A 24,756-nucleotide genomic window follows, 5' to 3' on the forward strand; every position below is an offset into this window, starting at 1 on the left:
TTCCCGTCTGGAGCTGACTCCCCATGGCCGACTCCGTCCGCCAGGTCCCCGAGAAGTACGGGCCCGTCCGTGCCGTGCTGCGACCCCGGCTGGGCTCCTACGGCCGGCGCCTCCTCTCCTGCGTGGGCCCGCTGCTGGTGGGCGCAGTGCTCGTGCTGTTCCTGTGGGCGCGGCGGCCGGCCACCGGCGTCGCGGTGGTGGTGCTCGCGCTCGTGCTCCTCGCCGCCGCCGCGTGCTGGGTCCGGCTGCGTCCCGTGCTGGTCGTCCGCACGGACAGCCACGTCCTGCGCTCCCGGACCGTGGGCTTCGCCGCGACGCCGCTCGCGGAGGTGGAGCACGTCGTCACGGTCGGGGCTCTGCACCGGTCGGCCGGCGCCCCGCGAGCGGGGAACCGGCCCCACCTGTGGGTCGCGGGCCGCTCGGGCCGTCGGGTCCTGGGCCTCGACGGCGCGGTGTGGGACGCCCGCTCCCTCGAGGACGTCGCCGTGGCGCTGGGCGCGCCCCGGACCCACCTCGAGCGCGCGACGGCGCGGGAGGCCGCGGACCGCTGGCCCCGGCTCGTGCCCTGGGGCCTCCGGCACCCTCGGCTGCACTCCGCCGCGTCCTCCGCAGGTCTGATCGCCGTCCTCGCCCTCGTGGCGTGGTTCTCGCTCGGCCTGCCGGGCGTCGACTGAACCCCGGACACCTGCTCACCCCCCCCCGGGCACCGGTCGACCCCGGTACCGGTCGACCCCCGGACACCTGCTCACCCCGGATACCGGTCGACCCACACCCGGGCGCCGGCCGAGGTCCCGGCCCGGCGCGCGGGCCCGCCGCCGGCACCGTGGTCGTGGCTCCGGCACCGGAGCCACCGCTCCGGCGCACCGGTCCGTGGTCCGCCGCCGGAGCCCCCGCACGCGCGGGAGCCCGCCGCCCCGGGAACGGGCGGCGGGCTCCTCGAGCGCCGGGCGGAGCGCCGGGTGCTCAGCCGGCGGCGGCCAGCTCCTGGCGGGCCCGCTCGATCTCGGCCTTGCGCTCCTCGACGGCCTCGCGGGTCAGCTCGGCACCGGCCTCCTCGTCCCGGGTCAGGTTCGCCCCGGTCTCGGGATCGAAGACGTGCATCCGGCGGGTGTCGACCCAGATCCTGCCCTTCGTCCCCCCGCGGATCCGGGAGGTGGCGTCCAGGGAGACGACGATCTGCGGGTGCATCTCGTCCCCGTCCAGCTCCTGCGCCAGCTCGTCGAGCTTCGCCTTGACCGAGTCGTCCTGCCGGTAGTTGATGTAGCCGTACTGCTCGTTGCCCATCCACTCCGTGTGGGTGAACTCCGTGTCGAAGACGGTGCCGCGGGAGGCGATCGCCTCGTCCACGAACTTGGCGTCGTTGAAGTGCTCGGGACGCAGCCCGAGCAGCACGATCGATCCGTCCGCGGGCAGCTTCCCGGCGGCCTTCTCGGGGACCGGGATGTCGCCCAGCGGGGTGTCGAACACGTTGCCCTTCACGTGCGCCGGGAGGAAGTTCATCGACGGGGAGCCGATGAACCCCGCCACGAACAGGTTGGCCGGCTGCTCGTAGAGCTCCCGGGGCGAGGCGATCTGCTGCAGGATGCCCTTCTTGAGCACCGCCACGCGGTCGCCGAGGGTCATGGCCTCGGTCTGGTCGTGGGTCACGTAGACCGAGGTGATGCCCATCCGGCGCTGGAGCTGGGCGATCTCCGTGCGCATCTGGCCGCGCAGCTTCGCGTCCAGGTTGGACAGGGGCTCGTCGAACAGGAAGGCGTCGGCGTCCCGCACGATCGCCCGGCCCATGGCCACGCGCTGCCGCTGACCGCCGGAGAGGTTGGCCGGCTTGCGCTCGAGGTGGTCGTCGAGGTCCAGGGTCGACGACGCCGTGCGCACCTTGCGGTCGATCTCCTCGTCGGAGAACTTGCCTTTGGACAGCCGCAGCGGGAACGCGATGTTCTCGTACACGGTGAGGTGCGGGTAGAGCGCGTAGTTCTGGAACACCATGGACAGGTTGCGCTCCCGGGGCTCCTTCTCGTTGACCCGCTGCCCGTTGATCAGGAGGTCCCCGGAGGTGATGTCCTCGAGGCCCACGATCATGCGCAGCAACGTGGACTTGCCGCAGCCGGAGGGGCCCACGAGGATGAGGAACTCGCCGTCGGCGATGTCGATCGACACGTCGTTGACGGCAGGGAAGCCGTCACCGTACTTCTTGACGAGGTGATTGAGGGTGATGGATGCCATCTGGAACTCAGTCCTTCGGTCGGTTCGGGAAGATGCGGGAGGCGGGGCGGGCTCAGCCCTTGACCGCGCCCTGGGTGAGGCCGGAGACGATCTGGCGCTGGAAGAGCAGCACCAGCAGCACCACCGGGATGGTGACGATGATGGCCGCCGCGGAGATCGCGCCCGCCGGATCCTCGAACTGCGAGGCGCCGGTGAAGAACGCGAGCGCCGCCGGGACGGGCCGGGCCGCCTCGGTGGAGGTGAGGCCGATGCCGTAGACGAAGTCGTTCCACGCGATGAAGAACGCGATGATCGCGGTGGTGAACACCCCCGGCAGGGCCAGCGGCACGATCACCTTGGTGAACGCCTGCCAGGTGGTGGCGCCGTCGACCTGGGCCGCCCGCTCGAGGTCCCACGGGATCTGCTGGAAGAACGCTGTCAGCGTCCAGATCGAGATCGGCAGGGTCAGCGAGAGATAGGGGATGATCAGGCCGGGCCACGTGTCGTACAGCCCGATCTGGCGCCACAGGTTGAACAGCGGCGTCACGATCGAGACGACGGGGAACATGGACACCGCCAGGGCGACCGTCAGGATCATCTTCTTGCCGGGGAAGTCCAGGCGGGCGATCGCGTAGGCGCACAGCGTGGCCAGGATCACGGCGATGGCCGTGGCGATCAGGCAGATGCCGATCGAGTTCCGCAGCGAGGGCAGGAACAGGTCGCGGGCCGAGCCCACGAAGAGCGACGAGTAGTTCTCGCCGACCCAGTCGGTGGGCAGGAACTTCCCGGAGGTCAGGTCCGCCGGCGCCTTGAAGGACGTCATGAGGATCGAGAGGACGGGGAACAGGGCGTAGATCAGGACCAGGACCGAGACGACGGCCCAGCCGACCTTGTGCTTGGTGGACATGGGCGGTTACCTTCCCTTCCCGGCGCCGGCGAGGTCGACCTTGAACACCTTGATGGCGAGGAAGGCGATCAGCAGCACGCAGACGAACAGGATCACGGAGATTGCCGAGCCGAGCCCGATCTCCAATCGGCCGATGGACGTGCGGTAGGCCAGCAGGGACAGCGTCTCCGTGCCGTACTGGCCCTGGGTCATGATGAAGATGTTGTCGAAGATGCGGAAGGCGTCCAGGGCGCGGAACACGACCGCCACCATGATCGCCGCCTTCATGTTGGGCAGGATCACCCGGGACATCCGCTGCCACCAGGTGGCGCCGTCCACCCGGGCGGCCTCGGTGTACTCGCTCGGCACCTGGGCCAGGCCGGAGAGCAGCAGCAGCGAGATGAACGGCGTGGTCTTCCAGATCTCCGAGGCCATGATCACGAACAGGGCCGACCAGGTGTTGGAGAACCAGTTGAAGTCCGGGCCGATGCCCGGGACCCAGGAGAACCAGTTGTTGATGTAGCCGGTCGTGATGTCGAACGCGTAGAACCAGGCGAAGGCCGAGACCACGGTGATGATGCCGTAGGGAACCAGGATCGCGGTGCGCAGCAGGCCCCGGGTGTTGCGGATCGCGTTGTTCATCACGAGGGCCAGCGCGAAGCCCAGGACGAGCTCGACGACGACGGTGACGACCGTGATGAGCACGGTCACGCCCAGGTCTCGCCAGAACACGATGTCGGAGAGGACCGTGGCGTAGTTGCCGAGGACGACGAACTCCTTGTTCCCCGGGTCGGTGAGTCGGAAGGAGAACAACGAGTCCCACAGCGCCTGCAGGATCGGGTACATGGTGACCAGCAGCATCACGATGAACGCCGGCCCGGCGAGCATCCAGCCGAGCTTGCGCTCCGAGCGGGCGCGGTCGGACATCGCCGGCTTGGAGCTGCGGCGCCCGGTCACGGGAGCGGGTGCGACCTCCCGGGGGCCGGTGCCGGGAGCGTTGGGGTTGACGACGGTGCTCATAGCAGCTGGTCTCCCTTCAGGACGGCCTCGATGAACTCGGAGGTCTCACGGGGCGTGTTCTCGGTGACGGAGGCCGGCGGGGTCCATTCCTGCTGGATGGCCGTGGAGACCTCGTTGTAGTAGGGGGTCTGCGGGCGGGGCGCCGCCTGGTCGAGGGACTCCCGGATGGTCTCGTACATCGGGAAGGCCTCCCGGACCTCCGGGTCCTCGTAGGCGGCCTCGGACGCCGCCGGGTTGCCGTTGCTCACGAAGTAGTACGCCTGGTTCTCCGGCTGGACGATGCACTCCACGGCCTCCCACGCCAGCTCCTGGTGCTCGGACGTGGCGCCCACGCCCAGGTTGATCCCGCCCAGCGGGGGAGCGGAGGGCTGGTCGGCGTCCACGCGCGGCCACAGGGCCCAGCCGATGTCGTCGAACATGGACTGCTCGACCGTCCCGCCCTCCACGGCCGCGGCGGTGGCCGCGTAGATGAAGGGCCAGTTGACCATGAAGGACCCGTCGTCGGACTGGAACTGGGCCATCGTCGAGCCCTCGTCCGAGGTGGGCAGACCGGGCCCGCCGAGCCCGTCCCGGCCGATGGTGCCGACGATCTCCGCGGCCTTGGCCGCGGCCTCGGAGTCCATGCCGATGACCACCTCGTCGGCCGGGGCCTCGGGGTTCTCGATGATGTCGCCACCGGCGGACTTGATCAGGCCGTTGACCCACACGGTCATCGACTCGGCCGACGTGCCCTGCACCCCCAGGTACTTGTCCTGCTCGCGGGCGGCGTCCATGATCTGCTCCCAGGTCACCGGCTGGTCCATGTTCAGGCCGGCGGCCTCCGCCACGGACTCCCGGTACCAGAGCAGCTGCGTGTTGGCCCAGAACGGCACCGAGACGAGCTCGTCCTTCCACTTCGCGCCCTCGAGCGGCCCGGCCAGGACGTCCTGGGTCGTGGCCTCCTCGACGTCACCGGGCACGGGGGTCAGGAAACCCGGCTCGGCCAGTTCGGGGATGAAGGGCGGGTCCAGGCTCATGATGTCCATCGACTTGTCCCCGGCGGCGAGCCGCCGGGCGAGCTGCTCGCGCTGCGACGCGGCGTCGCGCGGGAGCAGCGCGGTCTCGATGTTGTACCGGCCGCCGGACTCCTCGGAGCACCGCTGGGCGAGTTCCGTCTGGCCGCCGGCGTCGGGGTTGATGTACCAGGTCAGGGTCGGGGTGCCGCCGGCATCGGCGTCACCGCATCCCGTCATGAGCAGGGCGCCCACAGCACCGAGCGCTGCGGCGGTGCTGAGCCGCCGCCTGCCCGGTGCCCTGTGGGGGTGTGAGGTGGTGGTCAACGGTCGTTCCTCCCCTTCGGCGATGTGGCGGTCCGCGAGGGGCGTCGAGGGGATCCTGTGGGACCCGGTCGGCGGGAAGGTCGGCGACGGGTGCTGCCGGTCGACCACCCCTGCACGGAGCCTTCAGTCTATGAGTGGTCTACCTCACAGGCCAGTAACCTGACGGTGTGCCCCTGCGCGCCTCGGCGTGTCCCGGCGCGTCCGTCCGCTCCCGTCCGGCAGGGCCGGGACCGGTCCCGGCGCCGGGGAGGATCAGGAGAGCAGCAGGGCCACTCCGGCCATGGTCAGCATGGCGATCACCGTGGTGACGAGCACCGTGTCCCGGCACAGCTGCTCCGCCCTGCCGTAGCGCACGGCCGCCACGTAGATGTTCTGGGCGGTGGGCAGCGCCGCCATCACCACCACGGCGTAGAGGAGGTGCCCGTCCAGGCCCAGCACGAACCGGGCGAACAGGAACGCCAGCGCGGGGTGGAGCAGCAGCTTCAGCGTGCTGGCCAGCGCCACGTCCCGGCGCGGCCCGGCACCCCGCTGCAGGGGAGAGGCGCCCACCAGGGAGATCCCGAAGGCCATCAGCATCGCCGGGATGGAGGCCCCGGCCACCAGCTCCACGGGCTCGTGCACCACCTCCGGCAGCCGCCAGCCGGTGACGGCGAACAGGATCCCCAGTCCGGAGCCCACGATCATCGGGTTGGTCACCACGTTGCCCAGGACGCTGCCCAGGCTCGGGCGGCGGCCGTCCGTGAGGGTGTCCATGATCGTCAGGTAGACGGGGGTGTTGAGCGCCAGCTGGAACAGGATCACGGGCACCACCTGGGACGCGTCCCCGAGCACGAAGACGGCGATCGGGATGCCCAGGTTGGCCGAGTTCACCTGGGAGGCGGCCTGGGCGCCCATCAGGGTGGTGGCCGCGTCCCGGCGGAGCACCCACCGGGCGATCGCGGCGTAGACGAGGGTGGTGGCCACGGCGGACACGGCGGCCACCAGCAGCGGCGCCGAGAGGATCTGGGCGATGTCCGCCTCGGAGATGGTGAGGAACAGCAGCGGCGGGCTCGCCACGTAGAAGGCGAACTTGCTCAGCACGAGCTGTCCCTGGGGGCCCAGGACGCCCCGCCGACCGACGGCGTAGCCGGTGAGGATGACGGCCCAGACGATGAAGAACCCCGAGAACACTCCGGTCACGGGACCCTCCCTCGCGCTGCTGCGGGTCCGCGTCCGCGAGCCCCTACAGTTCTATCCCATCGCCGGCCCGTCCGCGGTCGTGCCGGGACGGGTCACGCGGCGGGCAGGTCGGCGCGGGCGGCGGCCAGTGTCCGGGAGTGCGGAGGGCAGGCGACGCCGTCGAGCAGGGCCTCGGCGGGGTCCGTCCCGAGGTCGACGATCCGGTTGTCCGCGTCCACGTGGACCACGGACGGCACGTGGGCGCGGGCCTCGGCGTCGTCCATCTGCGCGTAGCTGATGAGGATGACGAGGTCCCCGGGGTGCACGAGGTGGGCGGCGGCCCCGTTGATCCCCACGACGCCGGAGCCGCGCTCGCCGGCGATCGTGTAGGTCTCCAGCCGGGCGCCGTTGGTGACGTCCACGATGGAGACGAGCTCGCCGGGGAGGATGTCGGCGGCGTCGAGCAGGTCCTGGTCGACGGTGACCGAGCCGACGTAGTGGAGGTCGGCCTGGGTCACGACGGCACGGTGGATCTTGGCCTTGAACATGGTGCGCAGCATGACGGGAGATGTGCTCCTCGTGAGCGGGATGCGGGTGGCTTGCGCTGGGCCCGGGTGGTCCTCCGGGCGGTCGCCGCCCCGGGGCAGGGGCGGGGCGCGGGAACATCCTACCGCGCGGTCTCCGGCGACGACGAACGCCCCGGCCGGGTGGGCTCGGGGCGTTCGGTGCGAGAGCGGCTGACGGGAATCGAACCCGCGTATCAGGCTTGGGAAGCGTGCGCTCTACCATTGAGCTACAGCCGCGCATCCACAGTTCGTCCGGCGCGTGCGCCGGACGAGGACAGCACCCACTCTACACCACCCGCCGGGGCGGGGCCCGGCACGGGGCGGTCGCGCAGCACGGTCCGGCGGCCGGGCGTGCGATATCTTGGGGACCGTGCTGATCTCTGACCGCGACATCCGCCGGGAGCTCGACGGCGGCCGGGTCGTCCTCGAACCCTACGATCCCGCCCTGATCCAGCCCGCCAGCATCGACGTGCGGCTGGACCGCTGGTTCCGGCTCTTCGACAACCACAAGTACGCGCACATCGACCCGTCCGTGGAGCAGCCCGAGCTCACGCGGCTCGTGGAGGTCGACCCGGACGAGGCCTTCGTGCTGCACCCGGGGGAGTTCGTGCTCGGCTCCACCTACGAGAAGGTGACCCTCCCGGACGACATCGCCGCCCGCCTCGAGGGGAAGTCCTCGCTGGGGCGCCTGGGTCTGCTGACCCACTCCACGGCGGGGTTCATCGACCCGGGCTTCTCGGGGCACGTCACGCTCGAGCTGTCCAACATGGCCACGCTGCCCATCAAGCTGTGGCCGGGCTCCAAGGTGGGTCAGCTGTGCTTCTTCCAGCTCTCCTCGCCCGCGGATCACCCGTACGGGTCCGGCGCCTACGCCAACCGGTACCAGGGGCAGCGCGGTCCCACCGCGTCTCGCAGCCATCTCGGGTTCTCCCGCACCCGCATCTGACGGTGCACCGTCCGGCCGCCCGATGCCGGCGTGCCCGCGTCCGACGGTCCACCGCGCGACAGCTCACGGCCCGGAGGGCTCCGCGGGCGGCGGTGCCGCGGTCGGCGCCGCCGTGGTCTTCGGGTCGCGCGCGCGCAGCAGCAGGAGCAGGCCGGCGCCGATCACCAGGAGGATCCCGAGGATGCCCCAGCGCTGCGCGCCGAGCACGGAGACGAACACGGCGAACAGGGTCGGCGCCAGGAAGCTCACGGCCCGGCCCGTCGTGGCGTAGAGACCGAACAGGGCGCCCTCCTCCCCGGTCCGCGTGAGCCGGCCGAGGAACGTGCGGGAGGCCGACTGCGCGGGTCCCACGAACAGGCACAGCAGCAGCCCGCAGACCCAGAACGCGGCCGTGCCCTCGAGGACGAGCAGCGGGGCCCCGGCCAGCAGGATGCCGACCAGGGACACCACGATGACGCGCTTGGGTCCCACCCGGTCGTCGAGCCGGCCGCCCACGAGGGCGCCCGCCCCCGCGGCCACGTTGCCGACGATCGCGAAGACGATGACCTCGGTCAGGGTGAAGCCGAACGTGCCGGCCGCGATGACGCCGCCGAAGGTGAACACCGCGTTGAGCCCGTCCCGGAACACGGCGGAGGAGAGCAGGAACCACAGCGTCTGCGGGGCGTCCCGGTACAGCTCCCGGAGGGTCTGCCACAGCTGGCGGTAGGAGCGGGCCACGGACGGGCGCGGCCCCCGGCGGGTCGGGCGGATCTCGGGCACCACCAGCAGGACGGGGATCGAGAACAGTGCGATCCACAGCCCCGAGAACAGGGCCACGGCCCGCACGTTGAGGGCGTCCTCCTCCGGGATGCCGAGCAGGCCCGGGGTGATGAACCCGAACAGCACGATCGTCAGGGCCACGATCCCGCCGAAGTAGCCCATCGCCCAGCCCTGGCCGCTCACCCGCCCGATGTGCTCGCGGCCGGCGATCCCCGGCAGCATCGCGTTGTAGTTGACCACCGCGAACTCGTCGAAGACGTTGGCCAGCGCCAGCAGGCCCACGCCGAGGTAGAGGAACGGCTGGTCGGGATAGACCAGGAAGCACAGGGCCGTGAGCAGCGCCGTGAGCATCGTGTTGATGCCGAGCCACAGCTTGCGCCGGCCCGCGCCGTCGCTGCGCTGCCCCACCACCGGGGCCAGCAGTGCCACGACGACGCCGGCGGCGCCGATCCCGTAGCCCAGCACCTCCGAGGCGTGGTCCTCCCCGCCGAACGGGTCGCTCGTGAGGTAGACCGTGAACACGAACGTGGTCATCACGGCGTTGAAGGCGGCGGATCCGGCGTCCCACAGGCTCCACGCCCACACGTGCGAGCGGCGCGGCACGAACGGCGTCGCGGGAAGGGTGGGTGAGGGGGCCGGGGGGCCGGGGGGCGTGGCGTCCATGGCAGTCATGCTAGGCCCGAGGTGCCCGGTGCGGGGCGTCGGCCTCGCCGACACCGGGCACCGGAAATCCCGGCCCCGCCCAGGCAGCCGCCCCGGAACGTGCAGGATGTGCACAGGTTGGGCCGGACGCGAGGCCACGGGGCGGCAGCACCGCTTTGATAAGGTGGTTTCCCCGGGCGCGCCCCGGCCCTCCCGTGCTCGCACAGGTCCTCCGTGCCCGCGTCCGGGTTCCACGACGCCCGCCCGCCGATCCCTTCCCCGACCTCCGGAGGCGCCTGATGACCGCTGTGCTCCTGCTCCACGCAGTGGTGGCCGCGGTCGCGCCCCTGCTGTTCGCGCGGATGGGACGCAGCGCCTTCTACCTCCTGGCGGCGGTCCCGCTCGCGGGCTTCCTGTGGCTGCTGGGCTCCGCCCCGCAGGTCTACGGCCCCGAGGGCGGCTGGACCGAGGGCGGCGCGTGGATCCCGTCCCTGCACCTGGACCTGGTCCTGCGGATGGACGCCCTCTCGTGGACGATGTCCCTGCTCGTGCTCGGCGTGGGCTCGCTGGTGCTGTTCTACTGCGCCCGCTACTTCAAGTCCGACGCGAGCGGCATCGGCGGCTTCGGCGCCCAGCTGCTCGCCTTCGCGGGCGCCATGTTCGGCCTCGTGACCGCCGACGACATGCTGGTGCTGTTCGTCTTCTGGGAGATCACCACCGTCCTGTCGTTCCTGCTCATCAGCTACAGCCGCACCCGCCTGTCCGCCCGGCGGGCGGCCCTGCAGGCCCTGGTGCTCACCACCGCCGGCGGCCTGGCCATGCTGGTCGGCATCGTGATGCTGGGCCAGGCCGCCGGCACCTACCGGATCTCCGAGGTGCTCGCGGCGGCCCCCGAGCTGGCGCAGCGCGGGACCGTGGTGGACGTGGCCGTCCTCCTGCTCCTCGTGGGGGCCGTGACGAAGTCCGCGCTGATCCCGCTGCACTTCTGGCTGCCGGCCGCGATGGCCGCGCCCACCCCGGTGTCCGCGTACCTGCACGCCGCCGCGATGGTCAAGGCCGGCGTCTACCTGGTGGCCCGCTTCGCCCCCGGCTTCGCCGAGACGGCGCTGTGGCAGCCGACCGTCACGGTGCTCGGTCTGGGCACCATGCTCTTCGGCGGCTGGGCGGCCCTGAAGCAGTACGACCTGAAGCTGATCCTCGCCTACGGCACCGTCAGCCAGCTCGGCTTCCTCGTGGTGATCGTGGGCCGCGGCTCGGCGGACACGGCGCAGGCGGGCCTGGCCATGCTCCTCGCGCACGGGCTGTTCAAGGCGACGCTGTTCCTCGTGGTCGGGATCATCGACCACCGGGCGGGCACCCGGGACATCCGCCGCCTGTCCGGGCTCGCCGGCCGCGTGCCGGTGCTGTTCGCCGTCTCGCTCGTCGCCGCGGCGTCCATGGCGGGCCTGCCGCCCCTGGCCGGGTTCGTGGCCAAGGAGTCCGTGCTGACCGCGTTCGCCCACGACGTGGACAGCGCGGCGGGGATCACGGTGCTCGCCGGACTCGTGCTCGGCTCCGTCCTGACCTTCGCCTACAGCGCCCGGTTCGTGTGGGGCGGGTTCGCCCAGAAGTCCGCCGAGTTCTCGGAGCTCGACGCCGGGGTCGGCGGCAAGGCCGTGATCAGCGACATGCAGCGGGTCGAGCCCGCGTTCCTCGCCGCACCCCTCGTGCTGTCCGTGCTCACCGTGGTCTTCGGCCTGTGGCCCCAGCCGGTCAACGCCATGCTGCAGCCCTACGTCGACCAGTTCCCGGCCACGGAGGAGTACGAGTTCTACCTGGCCCTGTGGCACGGGCTCACCCCCGCCCTCGGCCTCTCCGCCGCGATCATCGCGGCCGGGCTCCTGCTCCACCTCTTCCGCCGCCGGGTCGCCGACCTGCAGCGGGCCCTGCCGTCCCTGCCCGCGGGCGAGCTCGTCTACCGGCGGGCCGTCAACGTCCTGGACCTGGTCGCCGTGTGGATCACCGGCCGCACCCAGCGCGGTTCGCTGATGTTCTACCTCTCGGTCATCCTGATCACGGCGATCGTCGTGCCGCTCGTGGCCCTGTTCATCGAGGAGACCCCGCCGCTGGGGACGCTGCGGGTCGCCGACAGCCCGGCCCAGCTGATCGCGGGCGCGGCCATGGTCGTGGCGGCCCTGCTGGTGCCACTGGCCACCAAGCGCTTCCTCGCGGTGCTGCTCGTGTCGGTCACCGGCTACGGGCTGGCCCTCATCTTCGCCCTGCAGGGCGCGCCCGACCTCGCCCTGACGCAGACGCTCGTCGAGACCGTGCTGCTGGTGGCGTTCGTGCTCGCCCTGCGCTCGCTGCCCGCCCCGCTGTGGCACCGCAACCCGGCCGGGCGACGCCTGCTGCGCGGCACCATCGCGGTGACCTTCGGGCTGTTCATGATGGCGCTCGCGGCGTTCAGCATCTCCTCCCGCACGGCCGACCCGATCTCCCTGGAGCTGCCACGGATGGCCTACGAGCTCGGTGACGGCCAGAACGTGGTCAACGTGATCCTCGTGGACATCCGCGCGTGGGACACGTTCGGGGAGATCTCGGTGCTCGTGCTCGCCGCCACCGGCGTGGCCTCGCTGATCTTCGTCACGGGCCGCGGGGACCGCATCGTCCGCTCCGGGGACGATCCCACGACCGACCAGCTGCGGGTGATCCGGCGGCGCAACGCCGCGGCCGTCTCGCCCGGCGGCGAGCCCCTGGACGTGGGCCTCGCGCGCCGCGACGACGACCTCGAGGACCCCTACCTGCTCGCCGGGAGGACCTTGGCCCCGGAGCGGCGCTCGATCGTCTTCGAGGTGGTCACCCGGCTGCTGTTCCACACGTTCATGATGGTCTCGCTCTACCTGCTGATCGCCGGGCACAACGACCCCGGCGGCGGCTTCGCGGGCGGCCTCATGGCCGGTCTCGCCCTGACCGTGCGCTACCTCGCGGGCGGGCGCTACGAGCTCGAGCTGGCCACCCCGATCAACGCGGGCACGATGCTCGGGACCGGCCTGGCGCTCGCCGCGCTCTACGCCGTCACCCCGGTGTTCCTCGGCGGATCGGTGATGCAGAGCTACACCTTCGAGGCCGAGCTGCCGGTCTTCGGGGCCGAGAAGTTCGTGACCGCCCTGGTCTTCGACGTCGCGGTCTACCTCATCGTGGTGGGGCTCATCCTCGACATCCTGCGCTCGCTCGGCGGGCGGATCGACCAGCGGATCGAGGAGGACGCCGTCCGGCGGCGCCGGCGCACCCCGGGGCGCGGCACGCGCATCCGCGTCACGCGGCAGCGGAAGGTGGCCGCCGGCGCCCCCGCGGGAGCGACCGCGGTGTCGTCCGCCACATCGCCCATCCCGACCCCCCGCACCGGCCCCGACGGAGGGAGCGAGCACCGATGACCGTGAACCTGACCCTGCTGGTCGTGATGGGCGTGCTCTACGCCGTGGGCGTGTACCTGCTGCTCGAGCGCTCGCTCACCCGCGTGCTGCTCGGGCTGATGCTGCTGACCAACGGCACGAACCTGCTGATCCTGCACGCCGGCGGGGCCGCCGGGTCAGCGCCCCTGTACGACGGGTCGATCGCCGCGGAGGACTACAGCGACCCGCTGCCCCAGGCACTGATCCTCACCGCCATCGTGATCTCCCTCGCGGTCACCGCGTTCCTCCTGGGCATGATCTACCGCTCCTGGGTCCTCGGGCGCCGGGACGAGATCCAGGACGACGTCGAGGACCGGCGCGTGGCGCGGCAGTCCTCCTACGACGTGGAGGACGACGCCGACGTCCCCGCCGACACCACCGAGTTCGACGAAGCCCCCCGGCGCCAGGACCCCGGTGAGTCCCTCGAGACGCCGGGGGTCCGCGGCATCGAGAAGTGGGGAGGGAACCGGTGACCGTCAACTTCGCCCAGCTGGCCCCGCTGGCCGTCATCATCCCGTTCCTGGGCGCGGCCCTGAGCCTGCTGCTGCTGCGGCGCAACGCCCTCCAGCGGACCGTGGCCATCGGCTCGCTCGTGCTCACCCTCGCGATCGAGGCCCTGGTGCTCGGGTCCACGTGGAACCTCGGTCCGCAGGCCGTCCACCTCGGCGGCTGGGAGGCGCCCTGGGGCATCGTCATGGTCGTGGACCAGCTCTCGTCGCTGATGCTCGTGGTCTCCACGGTCGTCTCCCTCGCCGTGCTCGTCTACGCGAGCGGGCAGGGCGTGGCCGACGGCGACGAGGAGGGGCCGATCTCGATCTTCCACCCCTCCTTCCTGATCCTCGTGGCGGGGGTGTCGAACGCCTTCCTCGCCGGGGACCTGTTCAACCTCTACGTGGGCTTCGAGATCCTGTTGACCGCGTCCTACGTGCTGATGACCATGGGCGGGACCGTCCAGCGGATCCGCACCGGCGTGACCTACGTCGTGGTCTCGGTGATCTCCTCCGTGCTGTTCCTGATCACCATCGCGATGATCTACGCGGCCACGGGGACCATCAACATGGCCGACCTCTCGGTCAAGCTCGAGGGCCTGCCGGTGGGCACCCAGATGCAGCTGCACCTCATGCTGCTCATCGCGTTCGGCATCAAGGCCGCCGTCTTCCCGCTGTCCTTCTGGCTCCCGGACTCCTATCCGACCGCCTCCGCGCCCGTCACCGCCGTGTTCGCCGGCCTGCTGACCAAGGTGGGCGTGTACTCGATCATCCGCACCGAGACCGTGCTCTTCCCCGGGGAGCGGCTCGACGACCTCCTGATGTGGGTCGCGCTGCTCACCATGGTGGTCGGCATCCTGGGCGCGCTCGCGCAGATCGACATCAAGCGCATGCTCTCCTTCACGCTGATCAGCCACATCGGGTACATGATCTTCGGCGTGGCCGTGGGCACCCAGGAGGCGCTCTCCGCCACGGTCTACTACGTGGCCCACCACATCGTGATCCAGACAAGCCTGTTCCTCGTGGCCGGGCTGATCGAGCGCCGCGGCGGTTCCACCAACGTGGACCGGCTCGCGGGAATGGCCAAGATCTCCCCGCTGCTCGCGCTGCTCTACCTCGTGCCCGCGCTCAACCTCGGGGGGATCCCGCCGTTCTCGGGCTTCCTGGGCAAGACCGGTCTGCTGCAGGCCGGCGTCGACCAGGGCGACGGGCTGGCCTACGCCCTCGTCGCGGGGTCCGTGGCGGTGTCCCTCCTGACCCTGCTCGCCATGATCCGGGTGTGGAACCGCGTGTTCCTGCGCGCGCCGGAGGACGCGGAGTACCCGGACCCGATCCTGCTGGCCCCGGTGCCCGCCGGGTCCCGGTTCCTGCTCACCTCGGGCGCCGTCGACGACCAGGCGGGCCGGTTCGCAGGCAAGGGCGACGTGCGCCTCATGTCTCCCTCGATGCTCGGCGGGGCCTCAGCCCTCGTCGCCGTGGGGGTGGCCCTGACCGTCTTCGCCGGGCCGCTGTTCCAGCTCGCGGACAACGCCGCGGAGAACCTCGTCCGCCCCGAGCGCTACGTCGAGGCCGTGCTGGATCCCGCGTCCGCGCCGCGGCCCGTCGTGGAGGAGGCACCGTGACCCGCCCCAAGAACTCCCTGCTCGTCGAGCTGCCGCTGCTGGTGTGGCTCGTGGTCGTGTGGGGCGCCCTCTGGGGCGACTTCGGCCCCGGCAACCTGCTGGTCGGGCTGGTCCTGGCCCTGCTGGTGACGTGGGTGCTCTACCTGCCGCCCGTGCAGCTGTCCGGCCGGTTCAACCCGTTCCAGTTCGCCGTCTTCGCCGTGACCTTCGTGTGGCAGGTCGCCAAGGCGAGCTTCGAGGTGATGCTCATCGCGATCCTCGTGGGGCCGCGCGCGCGCAACGCCGTGGTCGGCGTCCAGCTCCGCACCCGCTCCGACCTGCTCCTGACGGCCACCGGCCACACCATGACCCTGATCCCCGGCTCGCTCGTCGTGGAGGTGGACCGTGCCGCCGGCACGCTGTACTTCCACGCGCTCAACGTCCGCAGCGCCCAGGAGGCCGAGGACTTCCGCCGGTCCGCGCTGCAGGTGGAGGCCGCCTGGATCCGGATCATGGGCACGCCGGAGGAGCTCGCCGCCCTGCGGGCCGAGGGCCGCCGCGGAGGAGCCTACGACGCGGACCGGCGTGACAGCGCCGCGATCGGCTCCCCGGTCACCGCGAGCCAGCAGATCGTAGGCCGCCGCCGGCACGAGGTCCCCGACGACGTCCCGGCCGGCACCCCGACCGACGCCCCCGAGGAGGACCGCTCGTGATGCAGATCGCCGTGGCCGTCGCGGCCGTGCTGCTCAGCGCGGCCGCCGCGGGCACCCTCTACCGCCTCGCCAAGGGCCCGTCCCTGCTGGACCGCGTGGTGGCCACGGACGTGCTGCTGGCGATCGTCGCGGCCGCCCTGGCCGTGGAGATGGCCTACCACGGCCACCTCAACAACCTGATCCTCATGGTGATCGTCTCGCTGGTCGGGTTCATCGGATCCGTGACCGTGGCGCGCTTCGCCACCCAGACCGCCGAGCACGGGCGGTGAGCGCCGTGCTGGACACCGTCCTGGACGCCGCCGCGGCCGTGTGCCTCGTGGGCGGCGCGCTGATGTCCCTCGCCGCCGCGATCGGCCTGGTCCGCTTTCCGGACCTGCTGACGCGCATGCACGCCGGCACCAAGCCGCAGGTCTTCGGGCTGCTCCTCATGCTCACGGCCGTCGCCCTCGAGAACCGCGAGCCCGTGATGATCCCGCTCATCGCCCTCGGCTGGATCTTCCAGCTGCTCACCGTGCCCGTCTCGGCGCACATGGTGGGCCGCTCGACCTACCGGACCAAGCACCTGAACCGCACCACGCTGACCCAGGACGACCTGCAGAAGGTGCTCGACCGCGCCGCGGAGGGCAGCGGAGAGGGCACCGGGGAGGGCATCACCGCAGGACCTCCGGTGCCGAGCCCGGACGGCCGGCGAGCGGACGGACAGCAGACTGACGGATCGGCGACAACGCGTTAGGCTGGGCAGGATCGACAGGGCGCACCCGCGTCCCCCCTGACGACAAGGAGCAGCACTCCATGAACACCAAGGTCCTCGAACTCGTGGGCACCGGCCTCTCGCTCGGCGGCGTGGCGCTCTCGCACAAGGTGCTCGGCGCCGCGTGGACGCGCATCACCGGCGACCCGCCCCCCGCCCGGAACCCGGACCCGGACGAGGCCTGGACGGGCATCATCATCTGGTCGCTAGTGACCGGCCTCGTGGGCACCGTCATCAAGGTCGCCATCTCCCGCCAGATCGCGAAGATGGAGAACAAGCCGCAGGAGAACCCGAAGGCCTCGAGCCAGGCCGAGGTCTGAGGCCCGGCGGGCACCTCGCGAGGGGGCCCGTCCGGTCGGACACCGCACCGGTGTCCGACCGGACGGGCCCCTATTCGTGCGGTGGACGTGCGGCGGGGAACGTGCCGCGGGAGACGTTTGGCGGGCGTGCGTGGAACGTGCCGCGGGGGACGTGCTGCGGGAACGCCGTGCGGGAACGCCGTGCGGGCGCAGCCGGAGCTCCGGCCCCGCGGGCGCAGCCGGGGTCCCGGGCGTGCACGGAGCGGGCGACGGAGGGGTAGACTCGGTGCCACTGAACGACAGGGGAGCGTCCCGCCGGTGAGACCGGCGCGGCGCTGAGAGTGCGGATCGCCGCAGACCCTCGAACCTGCTCCGGTTAGCACCGGCGAAGGGAGTCGAGCATCTCAGGGGTGTTCCCCGGGAGAGCGCCACCGGCGCGGCCCGCGGAACCCCGTCCCCTCCTGGCACCGACGGCTCGCTGAGCCCAGGAGGAACGCACCGTGAACACCACCACCCACCGTCCCGCCGGCCGCCCCGGCACGTCCCGCACGTCGTCCTGGCGCGTTGTCGACATCGTCGTGGCCGCCGTCCTCGCCGCCGTGTGCGCGGTCGTCTTCTGGGCCTGGTCGAACCTGCTCTACCCCGTGGTCGGCACGGCGGCGGTCGCCTACCCGCCCGCCGTGGGACTGATCGCCGGCGGCTGGCTGGTGGCCGGCGTGCTCGGCGGCCTGATCATCCGCAAGCCCGGCGCCGCGCTGTTCTGCGAGCTGCTCGCAGCCGTGATCGAGAGCTTCCTGGGCACCCATTTCGGTCTGCTGGTCATCCTCTCCGGACTCGTCCAGGGCATCGGCGCGGAACTGGCCTTCGCCGCCTTCCGGTACCGCCGGTTCGACGCCCTCGCGGCGGCCGTCGCGGGGGCTGTGAGCGGGATCTTCCTCGGCGTGCACGAGAACATCGTCTACAACTACGAGTGGGCGCTGGGACACCAGGTGGTCTACGTGGTCCTGGCCGCCGTCTCCGGGGCGGTGCTCGCGGGCCTCCTCATGCAGGCCGTGGTGCGGGCCCTCGCGGCCACCGGCGTCCTGCAGGGTCTCGCCTCGGGGCGGGCCGTGCGCCGATGACGGCCCCCACGGTCCGGCGCCCCGCCGTGCCCGCGGCCCGTGGGGCGCGCGTCGAGGCCCTCGGCTTCGGCTGGCACCACCCCGGGCGGGAGACAGCGGCGCTGCGCGGTGTCGACCTCGTGGTGGAACCGGGGGAGCGGGTGCTCCTGCTGGGGCCCAGCGGGGCGGGCAAGTCCACCTTCCTGCACGCCCTGGCAGGCGTCCTCCACGACGACGACGGGCAGTCCGGCTCCGGCGAGCTGCTGCTCGACGGCACGCCCCCGGAGCAGGCGCGCGGCCGGGCCGGGCTCGTGCAGCAGGACCCCGAGTCCCAGGTGGTGCTGTCCCGGATCGGCGACGACACCGCGTTCGGCCTCGAGAACCTCGCGGTGCCCCGCGAGCAGATCTGGCCGCGGGTGCGCGCGGCGCTCGACGCCGTGGGCCTGGACCTCCCGCTCGACCACTCCACCGCAGCCCTGTCCGGTGGGCAGAAGCAGCGCCTGGCCCTCGCGGGCGCCGTGGCCATGAGCCCCGGGCTGCTGCTGCTCGACGAGCCGACGGCCAACCTGGACCCTGCCGGCGTGCGGCAGGTCCGCGACGCCGTGGTGTCCTGCCTCGACCACGGCGGGGCCACGCTCGTGGTCGTGGAGCACCGCGTCGCCGTGTGGGCCGAGGTCGTGGACCGCGTCGTCGTGCTCGGCCGCGACGGGGGGATCACCCACGACGGGGCCCCGGGACAGGTGCTCGGTGCAGCGGCCGACGAGCTGAGCCGGGCGGGGGTGTGGGTCCCCGGCCGGGTGCCGGCCACGCGTGCGCCCGCCCGCCCGGCCGCGGGGCATGCCGAGGGTTCTGCCGGAAGCCCGGTCGAGGGTTCTGCCGGGAGTCCTGCTGCGGGTCATGGGGGGAGTCCTGCTGCGGGTCCTGCGGGGAGTCCGGCCGCGGTCGGCGGCCCCGGGGCGGACGGCGAACCGCTGCTGAGCGCCACCGGTCTGGGCGTCTCGCGCAGCCAGCCCTCGGCGCGGCAGCTGCGCGCCCGGCGGCGGGCGCGGCGCCGCGGCGGCCCGGTGGACGACGCCGCCACGGGCCGGGACCTCCCCACGGCGGTGGCCGGCGTGGACCTGTCCCTGCGCCGCGGCCGCGCGCTCGCGCTGACCGGGCCCAACGGCGCCGGCAAGTCCACGCTCGCGCTGACGCTGGCGGGCCTGCTCGCCCCCGTGCGCGGCACGGTGCGCGCCCATCCGAGCCTCGATCGCGGTGCGGGCCCCGACCCTCTGGAGTGGCGCGGCCGGGAGCTCGTGGCCCGTGTCGGGACGGTCTTCCAGGAGCCCGAGCACCAGTTCCTGTGCGCCACCGTGCGCGCCGAGCTCGAGCTCGGCCCCCGGCTGGCGGGCACGCCGGCGGCCGAGCGGGAGCGACGCACGGACGAGCTGCTCCGCCGGCTGCGGCTCTCCCACCTGACCGACGCCAACCCGTTCACCCTCTCCGGCGGCGAGAAGCGGCGGCTGTCCGTGGCCACGGTGCTCGCCACGGACCCGGACGTGCTGGTGCTCGACGAGCCCACCTTCGGCCAGGACGCCCTGACGTGGGCGGAACTCGTCGACCTGCTCGTGGAGCTCGTCGACGCCGGCACGTCGGTCCTCGCCGTGACCCACGACGAGGACTTCGTGCGGGCGCTCGGCGCCCAGGTGCTGGCCCTGGGAACGCCCCCGGAGCGGGACCGCGCCACTCGCGCGGCCCCGGCGGCGCGAGAGTCCCTGGCCGCGCCGGTCGCGCCGGCAGCGCCAGTCGCTCCCGCCGCGCCGGCAGCGCCAGTCGCTCCTGCCGTGCCGGCCGCGTCAGCCGTTCCGGTCGCTCCCGCTGGGACGGCAGCGCCGGTCGCTCCGCCCGTCCCGGCCCGGCGGGAGCCCGTCCGGTGAGCGCTTCCGCGATCGCGCCGTCGGCCCGGACCTCCCTGCTGGGGCGGGCCGACGCGGTGGTCAAGCTGGCCGGGGCGCTGCTGCTGACCGTCGTCCTGCTGCTCAGCGCGGACCCCGTGACGTCGGGGACCGTGCTCCTGGGCGAGGTGCTCCTGCTGGCACTCGCCGGTCAGCGCCCGCTCGCGCTGCTGCGCCGGGCGTGGCCGGTGGTCGTGGCGGCCCTGGTGAGCGGGTGGGGCACGGCACTGCTCGCCGAGGACTCCGGGCCGGTGCTGCTCGACCTGGGGGTCACCGGGATCTCGACCGGCTCGGTGGCCGCGGGCGCGGCGATCGCCCTCCGCGGGCTGGCACTGGCCCTGCCCGGGCTGATGCTGGTGCTCACCACGGACCCCACGGACCTCGCCGACGGCCTCGCCCAGACGCTGCGCCTCCCGGCCCGCTTCGTGCTCGCGTCCCTGGCCGCGCTGCGGCTGGTGGGCGTGATGGTCTCCGAATGGACCACCCTCGCGATGGCGCGGCGGGCGCGCGGCGCGGGGTCCGGGCACGGACCGGTGGGCGCGCTGCGGGAGTTCGGCGGCCAGGCGTTCACGCTCCTGGTGCAGTCCCTGCGCCGGGCCACCCGGCTGTCGGTCACCATGGAGGCGCGCGGCTTCGGCGCGGGTCCGCGCACGTGGGCCCGCGTGCCGGGGTACTCCTGGCGGGACGCCGCGGTCCTCGCAGGCTGCGCGGCGGCCGCGGCGTCGGGCCCGGCGGTGTCCGCCCTGCTCGGGACGCACCGGTTCATCTGGGCCTGAGCCCGGAATCATGCCTGCGAGACCCAGCTCGTGACGAGCCGCGTCAGGTCCGGGTCCACCGGCAGCGGCTGGTGGTCGAGCCGGCGCACCGGCACCGCGAGCCGGACGCTGGAGACCAGCCACACGGCGTCGGCCTCCATGAGGTCCGCCGGGTACAGCGGCCCGTAGCCGAGCTCCCAGCCGTCCCGGCGGGCGGCGGCGAAGATCTTGGCCTGCGTGGTGCCCGGCAGGATCCCGTGCGAGGGCTCCGGCGTCAGCAGGGTGCGGCGGCCGGCGCGCACGCGGGCGCAGACCACGGAGGACGTCGCGCCCTCCAGGACCCTGCGGCCCTCCGTGGTGAAGACCGCCTCGTCCGCGCCGAGGGAGCGGGCGTGGCGCAGGGCGGCCATGTTGATCGCGTAGGAGAGCGTCTTGGCCCCCGGGAGCAGCCACGGGTACCCGGCGTCCTGGGCGGGGTCGTGGCCGCGCGGCAGCAGCACCGCGGTCACGCCCTCCCGCCGCTGCCGGAACGTGGTCTCCGGCACGGGGTTCACCACGATCCAGGACCACGGGCCGTTCTCCGGGGTGCCGCGGCTGATCACGACCTTGACCGCGTGCTCGGCGCCCAGGCCGCCGTCCCCGCCGGGCGCGGCGTGGGCGAGCGCCAGCTCCACCGCCCCGCGCAGGTCCCGCGCCGACGGCACGGGCAGCTGCGCCAGCCGCGCGGAGGCCGACAGCCGCTGGTGGTGGGCCTCGAACTTCTGCACGGTCCCGTCGACGGCGCGCATGGTCTCGAAAACGCCGTCCCCGCGGGTGAGACCCTGGTCGTCGATCCGCACGAGCGGCACGGACGGATCGGCGAGGACGCCCGCCGGGTGGGCGGCGTCGAGGACGACGACGGTGCTGGTCACGGATTCTCCTGTCGGTGCGGCCGAGGTGCTCAGCAGACCGGGCCGGGGTGCAGGATGTCCACCAGCTCCCAGACGTGGTCCTCCGCCAGGTAGGCGTCCTCCTGGGCGGCCCAGCGGTCCCAGTGCTCGGCGTAGTATGAGCCGTCACGGCTCAGCGCGCGGTCGTAGCGCAGGGCGGTGGGCAGCTCGACCCACACGGAGACGTCCAGCAGCTCCCGCGCGTCGGCGCTGCACGCGCCGACACCCTCCAGGATCACGACCTCCGCCACGCGGGTCAGCCGAGGGGTGCCCGGGGAGTCGGTGACCCAGTCCCAGGCGCTCCACTCCGCGTCGCGGCCCTGGTCGAGGGGAGCGAGGACCTCGTCCACGTAGGTCCGCCGGCCGGGTCCGAGCCCGTCCCAGCCCGGGTAGAGGTCCTCGAGGTGGAAGAGCGTCACGTCCCGCACCGGGCGCAGCACGGCGGCGAGCTGCTCGGCGAGGCTGGTCTTGCCGGCGCCGGAGCGCCCGTCGATGCCGATGAGGTACGGGCGGCGGGTGGGGGAGGGGAGCAGCCGCGCCAGGTTGGTGCCGGCGGGGTGGGCCGCGGCGAGGGACGGGTCCAGCTCCAGCTCGATGTCGATCACGCGCGTCCGGCGTCCTGCGCGGAGCCCCGGTCGGCGCCGAGCTCCCGGGCGACGGCGCGGACGACGCCCGGCACGGCTGCGGCGATCATGCCGTAGGTGGTCTCGAAGTCCTCCGGGCCCCCGTACCAGGGGTCGTAGATCCCCAGGTCGTCGTGCTCGAGGTCCTCGACGGCGGGGTCGAACTCCCGCAGCAGCCGCACCTTGGCGGCGGCGGACCCGTCCGGTGCGAGCGCTCTGAGACGGCGCCAGTGCACGACGTCCAGGGCGAGCACGAGGTCGCGGTCGTCGAAGCGGACGGGGTCGAAGACCTGGGCCGCGTGCCGGGAGGCGTCGAGCCCCTCGCGCCGCAGGAGGTCGCCGGCGCGGGGGTCCACGGGGTTGCCGAGCTCCTCGTCGCTGACGCCCGCCGAGTCGATCCGCACGCGCTCGGCCAGTCCTGCGGCCTCGAAGGCGCGGCGCAGGGCGAACTCCGCCATGGGCGAGCGGCAGATGTTGCCGGTGCACACGGCCACGATCGAATACATAGCGGGCAGTCTAAGCCGTCCGGTCCCGGCACGAGAAGTGCGGCCGCCGCCCGGGGGCGGCGGCCGCACTCGGCACCGGGACGTCAGGCCCGGTCGCCGGCCGGATCGAGCGCCCGCTCAGGGTTCTGCTCGGGGCTCCGTGCCGGGGCGGATCCGGTGGAGAGGTCGATCTCCTCACCGTTCTCGTCGACCCGCCGGTACCAGTCCGTCACGTCCGGGTGGTGCGAGTCGAACGTCTCGCCGGCGGCGCGGGCCCCGGGGGCGTGCTCCACCTGCAGGGCGAAGTCGTCGCCGTGCTCCTCGATGCCGTGGATCACGGCCTTGCGGACGGCCGTGAGGGCGAATGCGTGGCGGATCGTGGCCGGGTCGCTGCGCAGGTCCTTGTAGAAGGCGACCATCAGGAAGGCGACGACCACGGCGAAGGGCAGGGCCGAGACGGTCACGAGGTTCTGCATGCCGGTCAGGGCGTCGTCACCGCCCACGAGCATCATCACGGCCGCGATGCCGCCGAGGCACAGACCCCAGAAGACGACGATCGGCCGGTTCGGCTCCGGCTGGCCGCGCTGGGACAGCGTGCCCATGACGATGGACGCGGAGTCCGCGCTGGTCACGAAGAAGATGGCGATGACGACCATGGCCAGCACCGAGGTGACCGCGCCCAGGGGCAGGGCGTCGAGCATGCCGAACAGCACGGCCTCCTGGCCGCCGGCGGCCGCGAGGTCGGTCCCGGTGCGCTGCAGGTACATGGACGTCCCGCCGATGACCACGAACCAGAGCACGCACATCGAGGAGGGGACCACGAGCACCACGGTCACGAACTGGCGCAGCGTGCGGCCGCGGGAGATCTTGGCGATGAACATCCCGACGAACGGGGACCAGGACAGCCACCACGCCCAGTAGAAGACGGTCCAGCCGCCGGCGAAGGCGGTCGCGTCCTCGCCCCAGCCGCCGGTCTGCCCGGTCATCCACAGGTACTCCTGCAGGTACGTGCTGAACACCGCGGGGACCAGGTCGAGGATCAGGACGGTGGGACCGGCCACGAACACGAACAGGGCCAGCAGGAAGGCCAGCAGCAGGTTCGTGTTGGAGAGGTAGCGGATGCCGCGGGCCACGCCGGAGACGGCGGACACCACGAAGGCGGCCGTGAGGACGGCGATGATGGCGATGAGGCCCCCGTTGCTGATCGGCCCCCAGCCGGCGACGATCTCGAGACCCCGGGCGATCTGCAGCGCGCCGATCCCCAGGGAGGCCGCGGTGCCGAAGAGGGTCGCGAAGATGGCGAACACGTCGATGAGCCGGCCGAGGCCGCCCTCGGCGCGCCGCTGTCCGATCAGCGGCACAAAGATCCGGCTGATGAGCGGGGGCCGCCCGCGGCGGTAGGCGCCGTAGGCGACGGCCGCGCCGACCACGGCGTACATGGCCCAGGGGTTGAGGCCCCAGTGGAAGGCCGTCTGGACGAGGGCGTAGACGGTCATCTCCTCGGAGGCGGGCTCCGCTCCGAAACCGGGCACGCCCGCGCCGAAGTGGCTCAGGGGCTCGGAGGCGCCGTAGAACATCAGGCCGATGCCCATGCCGGCGGCGAAGAGCATGGCGAGCCAGGAGAAGAAGGAGTACTCGGGCTTCTCGTCGTCCATGCCCAGGGGGATCCGGCCGGTGCGGCTGAAGCCGACGACGAGCATGAACAGGACGGCGGCCGTGGACAGGGCCGTGAAGAACCAGCCGGTGTTGCCGGTGACCCAGCCCAGGGCCGCCGTGGAGGCGGCCGTCAGGGAGTCGGTGGAGAGCACGCCCCAGGCGATGAACGCGACGATCAGCGCGGCGGTGACGAGGAAGACGACCTTGTCCGTGCCGTAGCGCAGCTTCTGGTCCTCGACGGCGATGCCGGGGACCAGGGCGGGGTGGATGCCGTGCGGGTAATTGATCTCGCGGAGCACCTCCCGGGGCTTCGGCCGGCGGGAGGGCTGGGCCGGGCTCGGCGGTTGCGGCGAATGGGGTGGCGTGCTGCTCACAGAGGCTCCTGGAGTGTCGGGGTGCGTGCGGTGTCGTGTCGGTGCGTGCGGTGGCGTGCGGGGCGGACCCGGGGGTGTCGAGGGCGGCCCGCGAGAACGGGCACAAACACACCACCGTA

Annotated in this window: 23 protein-coding genes, 1 tRNA gene and 1 riboswitch; of the genes, 12 read left to right on the forward strand and 12 right to left on the reverse strand. The window is 72.6% G+C overall.

Features of this window, described 5'->3' with window-relative positions:
* Positions 1-23 precede the first annotated feature (23 nt).
* Positions 24-674, forward strand: a complete 651-nt coding sequence (locus tag ACFYE3_RS01780; RefSeq protein WP_387605356.1) for a hypothetical protein — start codon at positions 24-26, stop codon at positions 672-674.
* Between the two features lie 289 nt (positions 675-963).
* Here the strand turns inward: ACFYE3_RS01780 and ACFYE3_RS01785 are convergent, their stop codons facing one another.
* From ACFYE3_RS01785 to ACFYE3_RS01815, 7 genes are all read right to left on the reverse strand, one after another.
* Positions 964-2,223, reverse strand: a complete 1,260-nt coding sequence (locus ACFYE3_RS01785; protein ID WP_387605354.1) for an ABC transporter ATP-binding protein — start codon at positions 2,221-2,223, stop codon at positions 964-966.
* A 52-nt stretch (positions 2,224-2,275) separates the two neighbouring features.
* Complete coding sequence (locus ACFYE3_RS01790; RefSeq protein WP_368830638.1) at positions 2,276-3,109, reverse strand: carbohydrate ABC transporter permease; 834 nt, start codon at positions 3,107-3,109, stop codon at positions 2,276-2,278.
* Between the two features lie 6 nt (positions 3,110-3,115).
* On the reverse strand, positions 3,116-4,108 hold the full coding sequence (locus ACFYE3_RS01795) for a carbohydrate ABC transporter permease (RefSeq protein ID WP_387605352.1): 993 nt from the start codon (positions 4,106-4,108) through the stop codon (positions 3,116-3,118).
* Positions 4,105-5,427, reverse strand: a complete 1,323-nt coding sequence (locus ACFYE3_RS01800) for an extracellular solute-binding protein (protein ID WP_387605351.1) — start codon at positions 5,425-5,427, stop codon at positions 4,105-4,107. Before ACFYE3_RS01800 ends, ACFYE3_RS01795 begins: the two co-directional genes overlap by 4 nt.
* A 252-nt stretch (positions 5,428-5,679) precedes the next feature.
* A complete protein-coding gene (locus ACFYE3_RS01805) occupies positions 5,680-6,606 on the reverse strand; it encodes an AEC family transporter (RefSeq protein ID WP_387605348.1) in 927 nt (308 codons plus the stop codon).
* A gap of 92 nt (positions 6,607-6,698) precedes the next feature.
* Positions 6,699-7,145: an aspartate 1-decarboxylase gene (panD, locus tag ACFYE3_RS01810; protein WP_387605345.1), complete on the reverse strand. Its 447-nt coding sequence runs from the start codon at positions 7,143-7,145 to the stop codon at positions 6,699-6,701.
* Between the two features lie 172 nt (positions 7,146-7,317).
* Positions 7,318-7,388: transfer RNA gene (locus ACFYE3_RS01815), tRNA-Gly, on the reverse strand.
* Between the two features lie 133 nt (positions 7,389-7,521).
* Here ACFYE3_RS01815 and dcd point away from each other — a divergent pair.
* Entirely contained in the window at positions 7,522-8,097 is a 576-nt protein-coding gene (gene dcd, locus ACFYE3_RS01820; RefSeq protein WP_387605344.1) for a dCTP deaminase, read from the forward strand.
* A gap of 63 nt (positions 8,098-8,160) precedes the next feature.
* Here dcd and ACFYE3_RS01825 read toward each other — a convergent pair whose 3' ends face one another.
* Positions 8,161-9,519 (reverse strand): MFS transporter, encoded by a 1,359-nt coding sequence (locus tag ACFYE3_RS01825; protein ID WP_387605341.1) that lies wholly within the window; start codon positions 9,517-9,519, stop codon positions 8,161-8,163.
* Between the two features lie 278 nt (positions 9,520-9,797).
* On the opposite strand from ACFYE3_RS01825, the gene ACFYE3_RS01830 reads away from it, so the two are divergent.
* From ACFYE3_RS01830 to ACFYE3_RS01875, 10 genes are all read left to right on the forward strand, one after another.
* On the forward strand, positions 9,798-12,911 hold the full coding sequence (locus ACFYE3_RS01830) for a Na+/H+ antiporter subunit A (protein WP_387605339.1): 3,114 nt from the start codon (positions 9,798-9,800) through the stop codon (positions 12,909-12,911).
* The gene (locus tag ACFYE3_RS01835) at positions 12,908-13,402 is read left to right on the forward strand and encodes a Na(+)/H(+) antiporter subunit C (RefSeq protein WP_368821308.1); all 495 of its coding nucleotides are present in this window, start codon (positions 12,908-12,910) and stop codon (positions 13,400-13,402) included. Before ACFYE3_RS01830 ends, ACFYE3_RS01835 begins: the two co-directional genes overlap by 4 nt.
* On the forward strand, positions 13,399-15,039 hold the full coding sequence (locus ACFYE3_RS01840; protein WP_387605336.1) for a Na+/H+ antiporter subunit D: 1,641 nt from the start codon (positions 13,399-13,401) through the stop codon (positions 15,037-15,039). Before ACFYE3_RS01835 ends, ACFYE3_RS01840 begins: the two co-directional genes overlap by 4 nt.
* Positions 15,036-15,731, forward strand: coding sequence for a Na+/H+ antiporter subunit E (locus tag ACFYE3_RS01845; protein ID WP_387605334.1), 696 nt, complete (start codon positions 15,036-15,038; stop codon positions 15,729-15,731). The genes ACFYE3_RS01840 and ACFYE3_RS01845 overlap by 4 nt, the downstream gene beginning before the upstream one ends.
* On the forward strand, positions 15,728-16,000 hold the full coding sequence (locus ACFYE3_RS01850; protein ID WP_368821311.1) for a monovalent cation/H+ antiporter complex subunit F: 273 nt from the start codon (positions 15,728-15,730) through the stop codon (positions 15,998-16,000). The genes ACFYE3_RS01845 and ACFYE3_RS01850 overlap by 4 nt, the downstream gene beginning before the upstream one ends.
* Positions 15,997-16,464 (forward strand): monovalent cation/H(+) antiporter subunit G, encoded by a 468-nt coding sequence (gene mnhG / locus ACFYE3_RS01855; protein WP_387605332.1) that lies wholly within the window; start codon positions 15,997-15,999, stop codon positions 16,462-16,464. Before ACFYE3_RS01850 ends, mnhG begins: the two co-directional genes overlap by 4 nt.
* Positions 16,465-16,523: 59 nt before the next feature.
* Positions 16,524-16,802 carry a DUF4235 domain-containing protein gene (locus tag ACFYE3_RS01860; protein ID WP_368830629.1) on the forward strand — a complete coding sequence of 93 codons (279 nt, stop codon included), beginning with the start codon at positions 16,524-16,526 and terminating at the stop codon, positions 16,800-16,802.
* 270 nt (positions 16,803-17,072) lie between these two features.
* Positions 17,073-17,192, forward strand: a riboswitch (TPP riboswitch).
* Between the two features lie 89 nt (positions 17,193-17,281).
* Positions 17,282-17,902 (forward strand): ECF transporter S component, encoded by a 621-nt coding sequence (locus ACFYE3_RS01865; RefSeq protein ID WP_368830628.1) that lies wholly within the window; start codon positions 17,282-17,284, stop codon positions 17,900-17,902.
* Positions 17,899-19,797: an ABC transporter ATP-binding protein gene (locus ACFYE3_RS01870; RefSeq protein ID WP_387605330.1), complete on the forward strand. Its 1,899-nt coding sequence runs from the start codon at positions 17,899-17,901 to the stop codon at positions 19,795-19,797. The genes ACFYE3_RS01865 and ACFYE3_RS01870 overlap by 4 nt, the downstream gene beginning before the upstream one ends.
* On the forward strand, positions 19,794-20,591 hold the full coding sequence (locus tag ACFYE3_RS01875) for an energy-coupling factor transporter transmembrane component T family protein (RefSeq protein ID WP_387605328.1): 798 nt from the start codon (positions 19,794-19,796) through the stop codon (positions 20,589-20,591). Before ACFYE3_RS01870 ends, ACFYE3_RS01875 begins: the two co-directional genes overlap by 4 nt.
* A gap of 8 nt (positions 20,592-20,599) precedes the next feature.
* On the opposite strand, the gene ACFYE3_RS01880 is transcribed toward ACFYE3_RS01875, so the two are convergent.
* From ACFYE3_RS01880 to ACFYE3_RS01895, 4 genes are all read right to left on the reverse strand, one after another.
* Positions 20,600-21,481: an aminotransferase class IV gene (locus ACFYE3_RS01880; protein ID WP_387605326.1), complete on the reverse strand. Its 882-nt coding sequence runs from the start codon at positions 21,479-21,481 to the stop codon at positions 20,600-20,602.
* A gap of 29 nt (positions 21,482-21,510) precedes the next feature.
* Positions 21,511-22,104, reverse strand: coding sequence for a uridine kinase family protein (locus tag ACFYE3_RS01885; RefSeq protein ID WP_387605324.1), 594 nt, complete (start codon positions 22,102-22,104; stop codon positions 21,511-21,513).
* The gene (locus tag ACFYE3_RS01890; protein WP_387605323.1) at positions 22,101-22,628 is read right to left on the reverse strand and encodes a low molecular weight protein-tyrosine-phosphatase; all 528 of its coding nucleotides are present in this window, start codon (positions 22,626-22,628) and stop codon (positions 22,101-22,103) included. The genes ACFYE3_RS01885 and ACFYE3_RS01890 overlap by 4 nt, the downstream gene beginning before the upstream one ends.
* An 83-nt stretch (positions 22,629-22,711) precedes the next feature.
* A complete protein-coding gene (locus tag ACFYE3_RS01895) occupies positions 22,712-24,637 on the reverse strand; it encodes a BCCT family transporter (RefSeq protein ID WP_387605321.1) in 1,926 nt (641 codons plus the stop codon).
* Between the last annotated feature and the right edge of the window lie 119 nt (positions 24,638-24,756).

It is taken from the genome of Kocuria arenosa (genome assembly GCF_042879215.1).
Taxonomy (GTDB): Bacteria; Actinomycetota; Actinomycetes; order Actinomycetales; family Micrococcaceae; genus Kocuria; species Kocuria arenosa.

Bases quoted from the DNA above. Each gene is read 5' to 3' on its own strand.
- ACFYE3_RS01835 (WP_368821308.1), top strand. From the start codon at position 12,908: ATGACCGTGAACCTGACCCTGCTGGTCGTGATGGGCGTGCTCTACGCC.
- ACFYE3_RS01780 (WP_387605356.1), top strand. From the start codon at position 24: ATGGCCGACTCCGTCCGCCAGGTCCCCGAGAAGTACGGGCCCGTCCGT.
- ACFYE3_RS01795 (WP_387605352.1), bottom strand. From the start codon at position 4,108: ATGAGCACCGTCGTCAACCCCAACGCTCCCGGCACCGGCCCCCGGGAG.
- ACFYE3_RS01870 (WP_387605330.1), top strand. From the start codon at position 17,899: ATGACGGCCCCCACGGTCCGGCGCCCCGCCGTGCCCGCGGCCCGTGGG.
- ACFYE3_RS01785 (WP_387605354.1), bottom strand. From the start codon at position 2,223: ATGGCATCCATCACCCTCAATCACCTCGTCAAGAAGTACGGTGACGGC.
- ACFYE3_RS01860 (WP_368830629.1), top strand. From the start codon at position 16,524: ATGAACACCAAGGTCCTCGAACTCGTGGGCACCGGCCTCTCGCTCGGC.
- ACFYE3_RS01825 (WP_387605341.1), bottom strand. From the start codon at position 9,519: ATGGACGCCACGCCCCCCGGCCCCCCGGCCCCCTCACCCACCCTTCCC.
- panD (WP_387605345.1), bottom strand. From the start codon at position 7,145: ATGCTGCGCACCATGTTCAAGGCCAAGATCCACCGTGCCGTCGTGACC.
- ACFYE3_RS01790 (WP_368830638.1), bottom strand. From the start codon at position 3,109: ATGTCCACCAAGCACAAGGTCGGCTGGGCCGTCGTCTCGGTCCTGGTC.
- ACFYE3_RS01830 (WP_387605339.1), top strand. From the start codon at position 9,798: ATGACCGCTGTGCTCCTGCTCCACGCAGTGGTGGCCGCGGTCGCGCCC.
- ACFYE3_RS01890 (WP_387605323.1), bottom strand. From the start codon at position 22,628: ATGTATTCGATCGTGGCCGTGTGCACCGGCAACATCTGCCGCTCGCCC.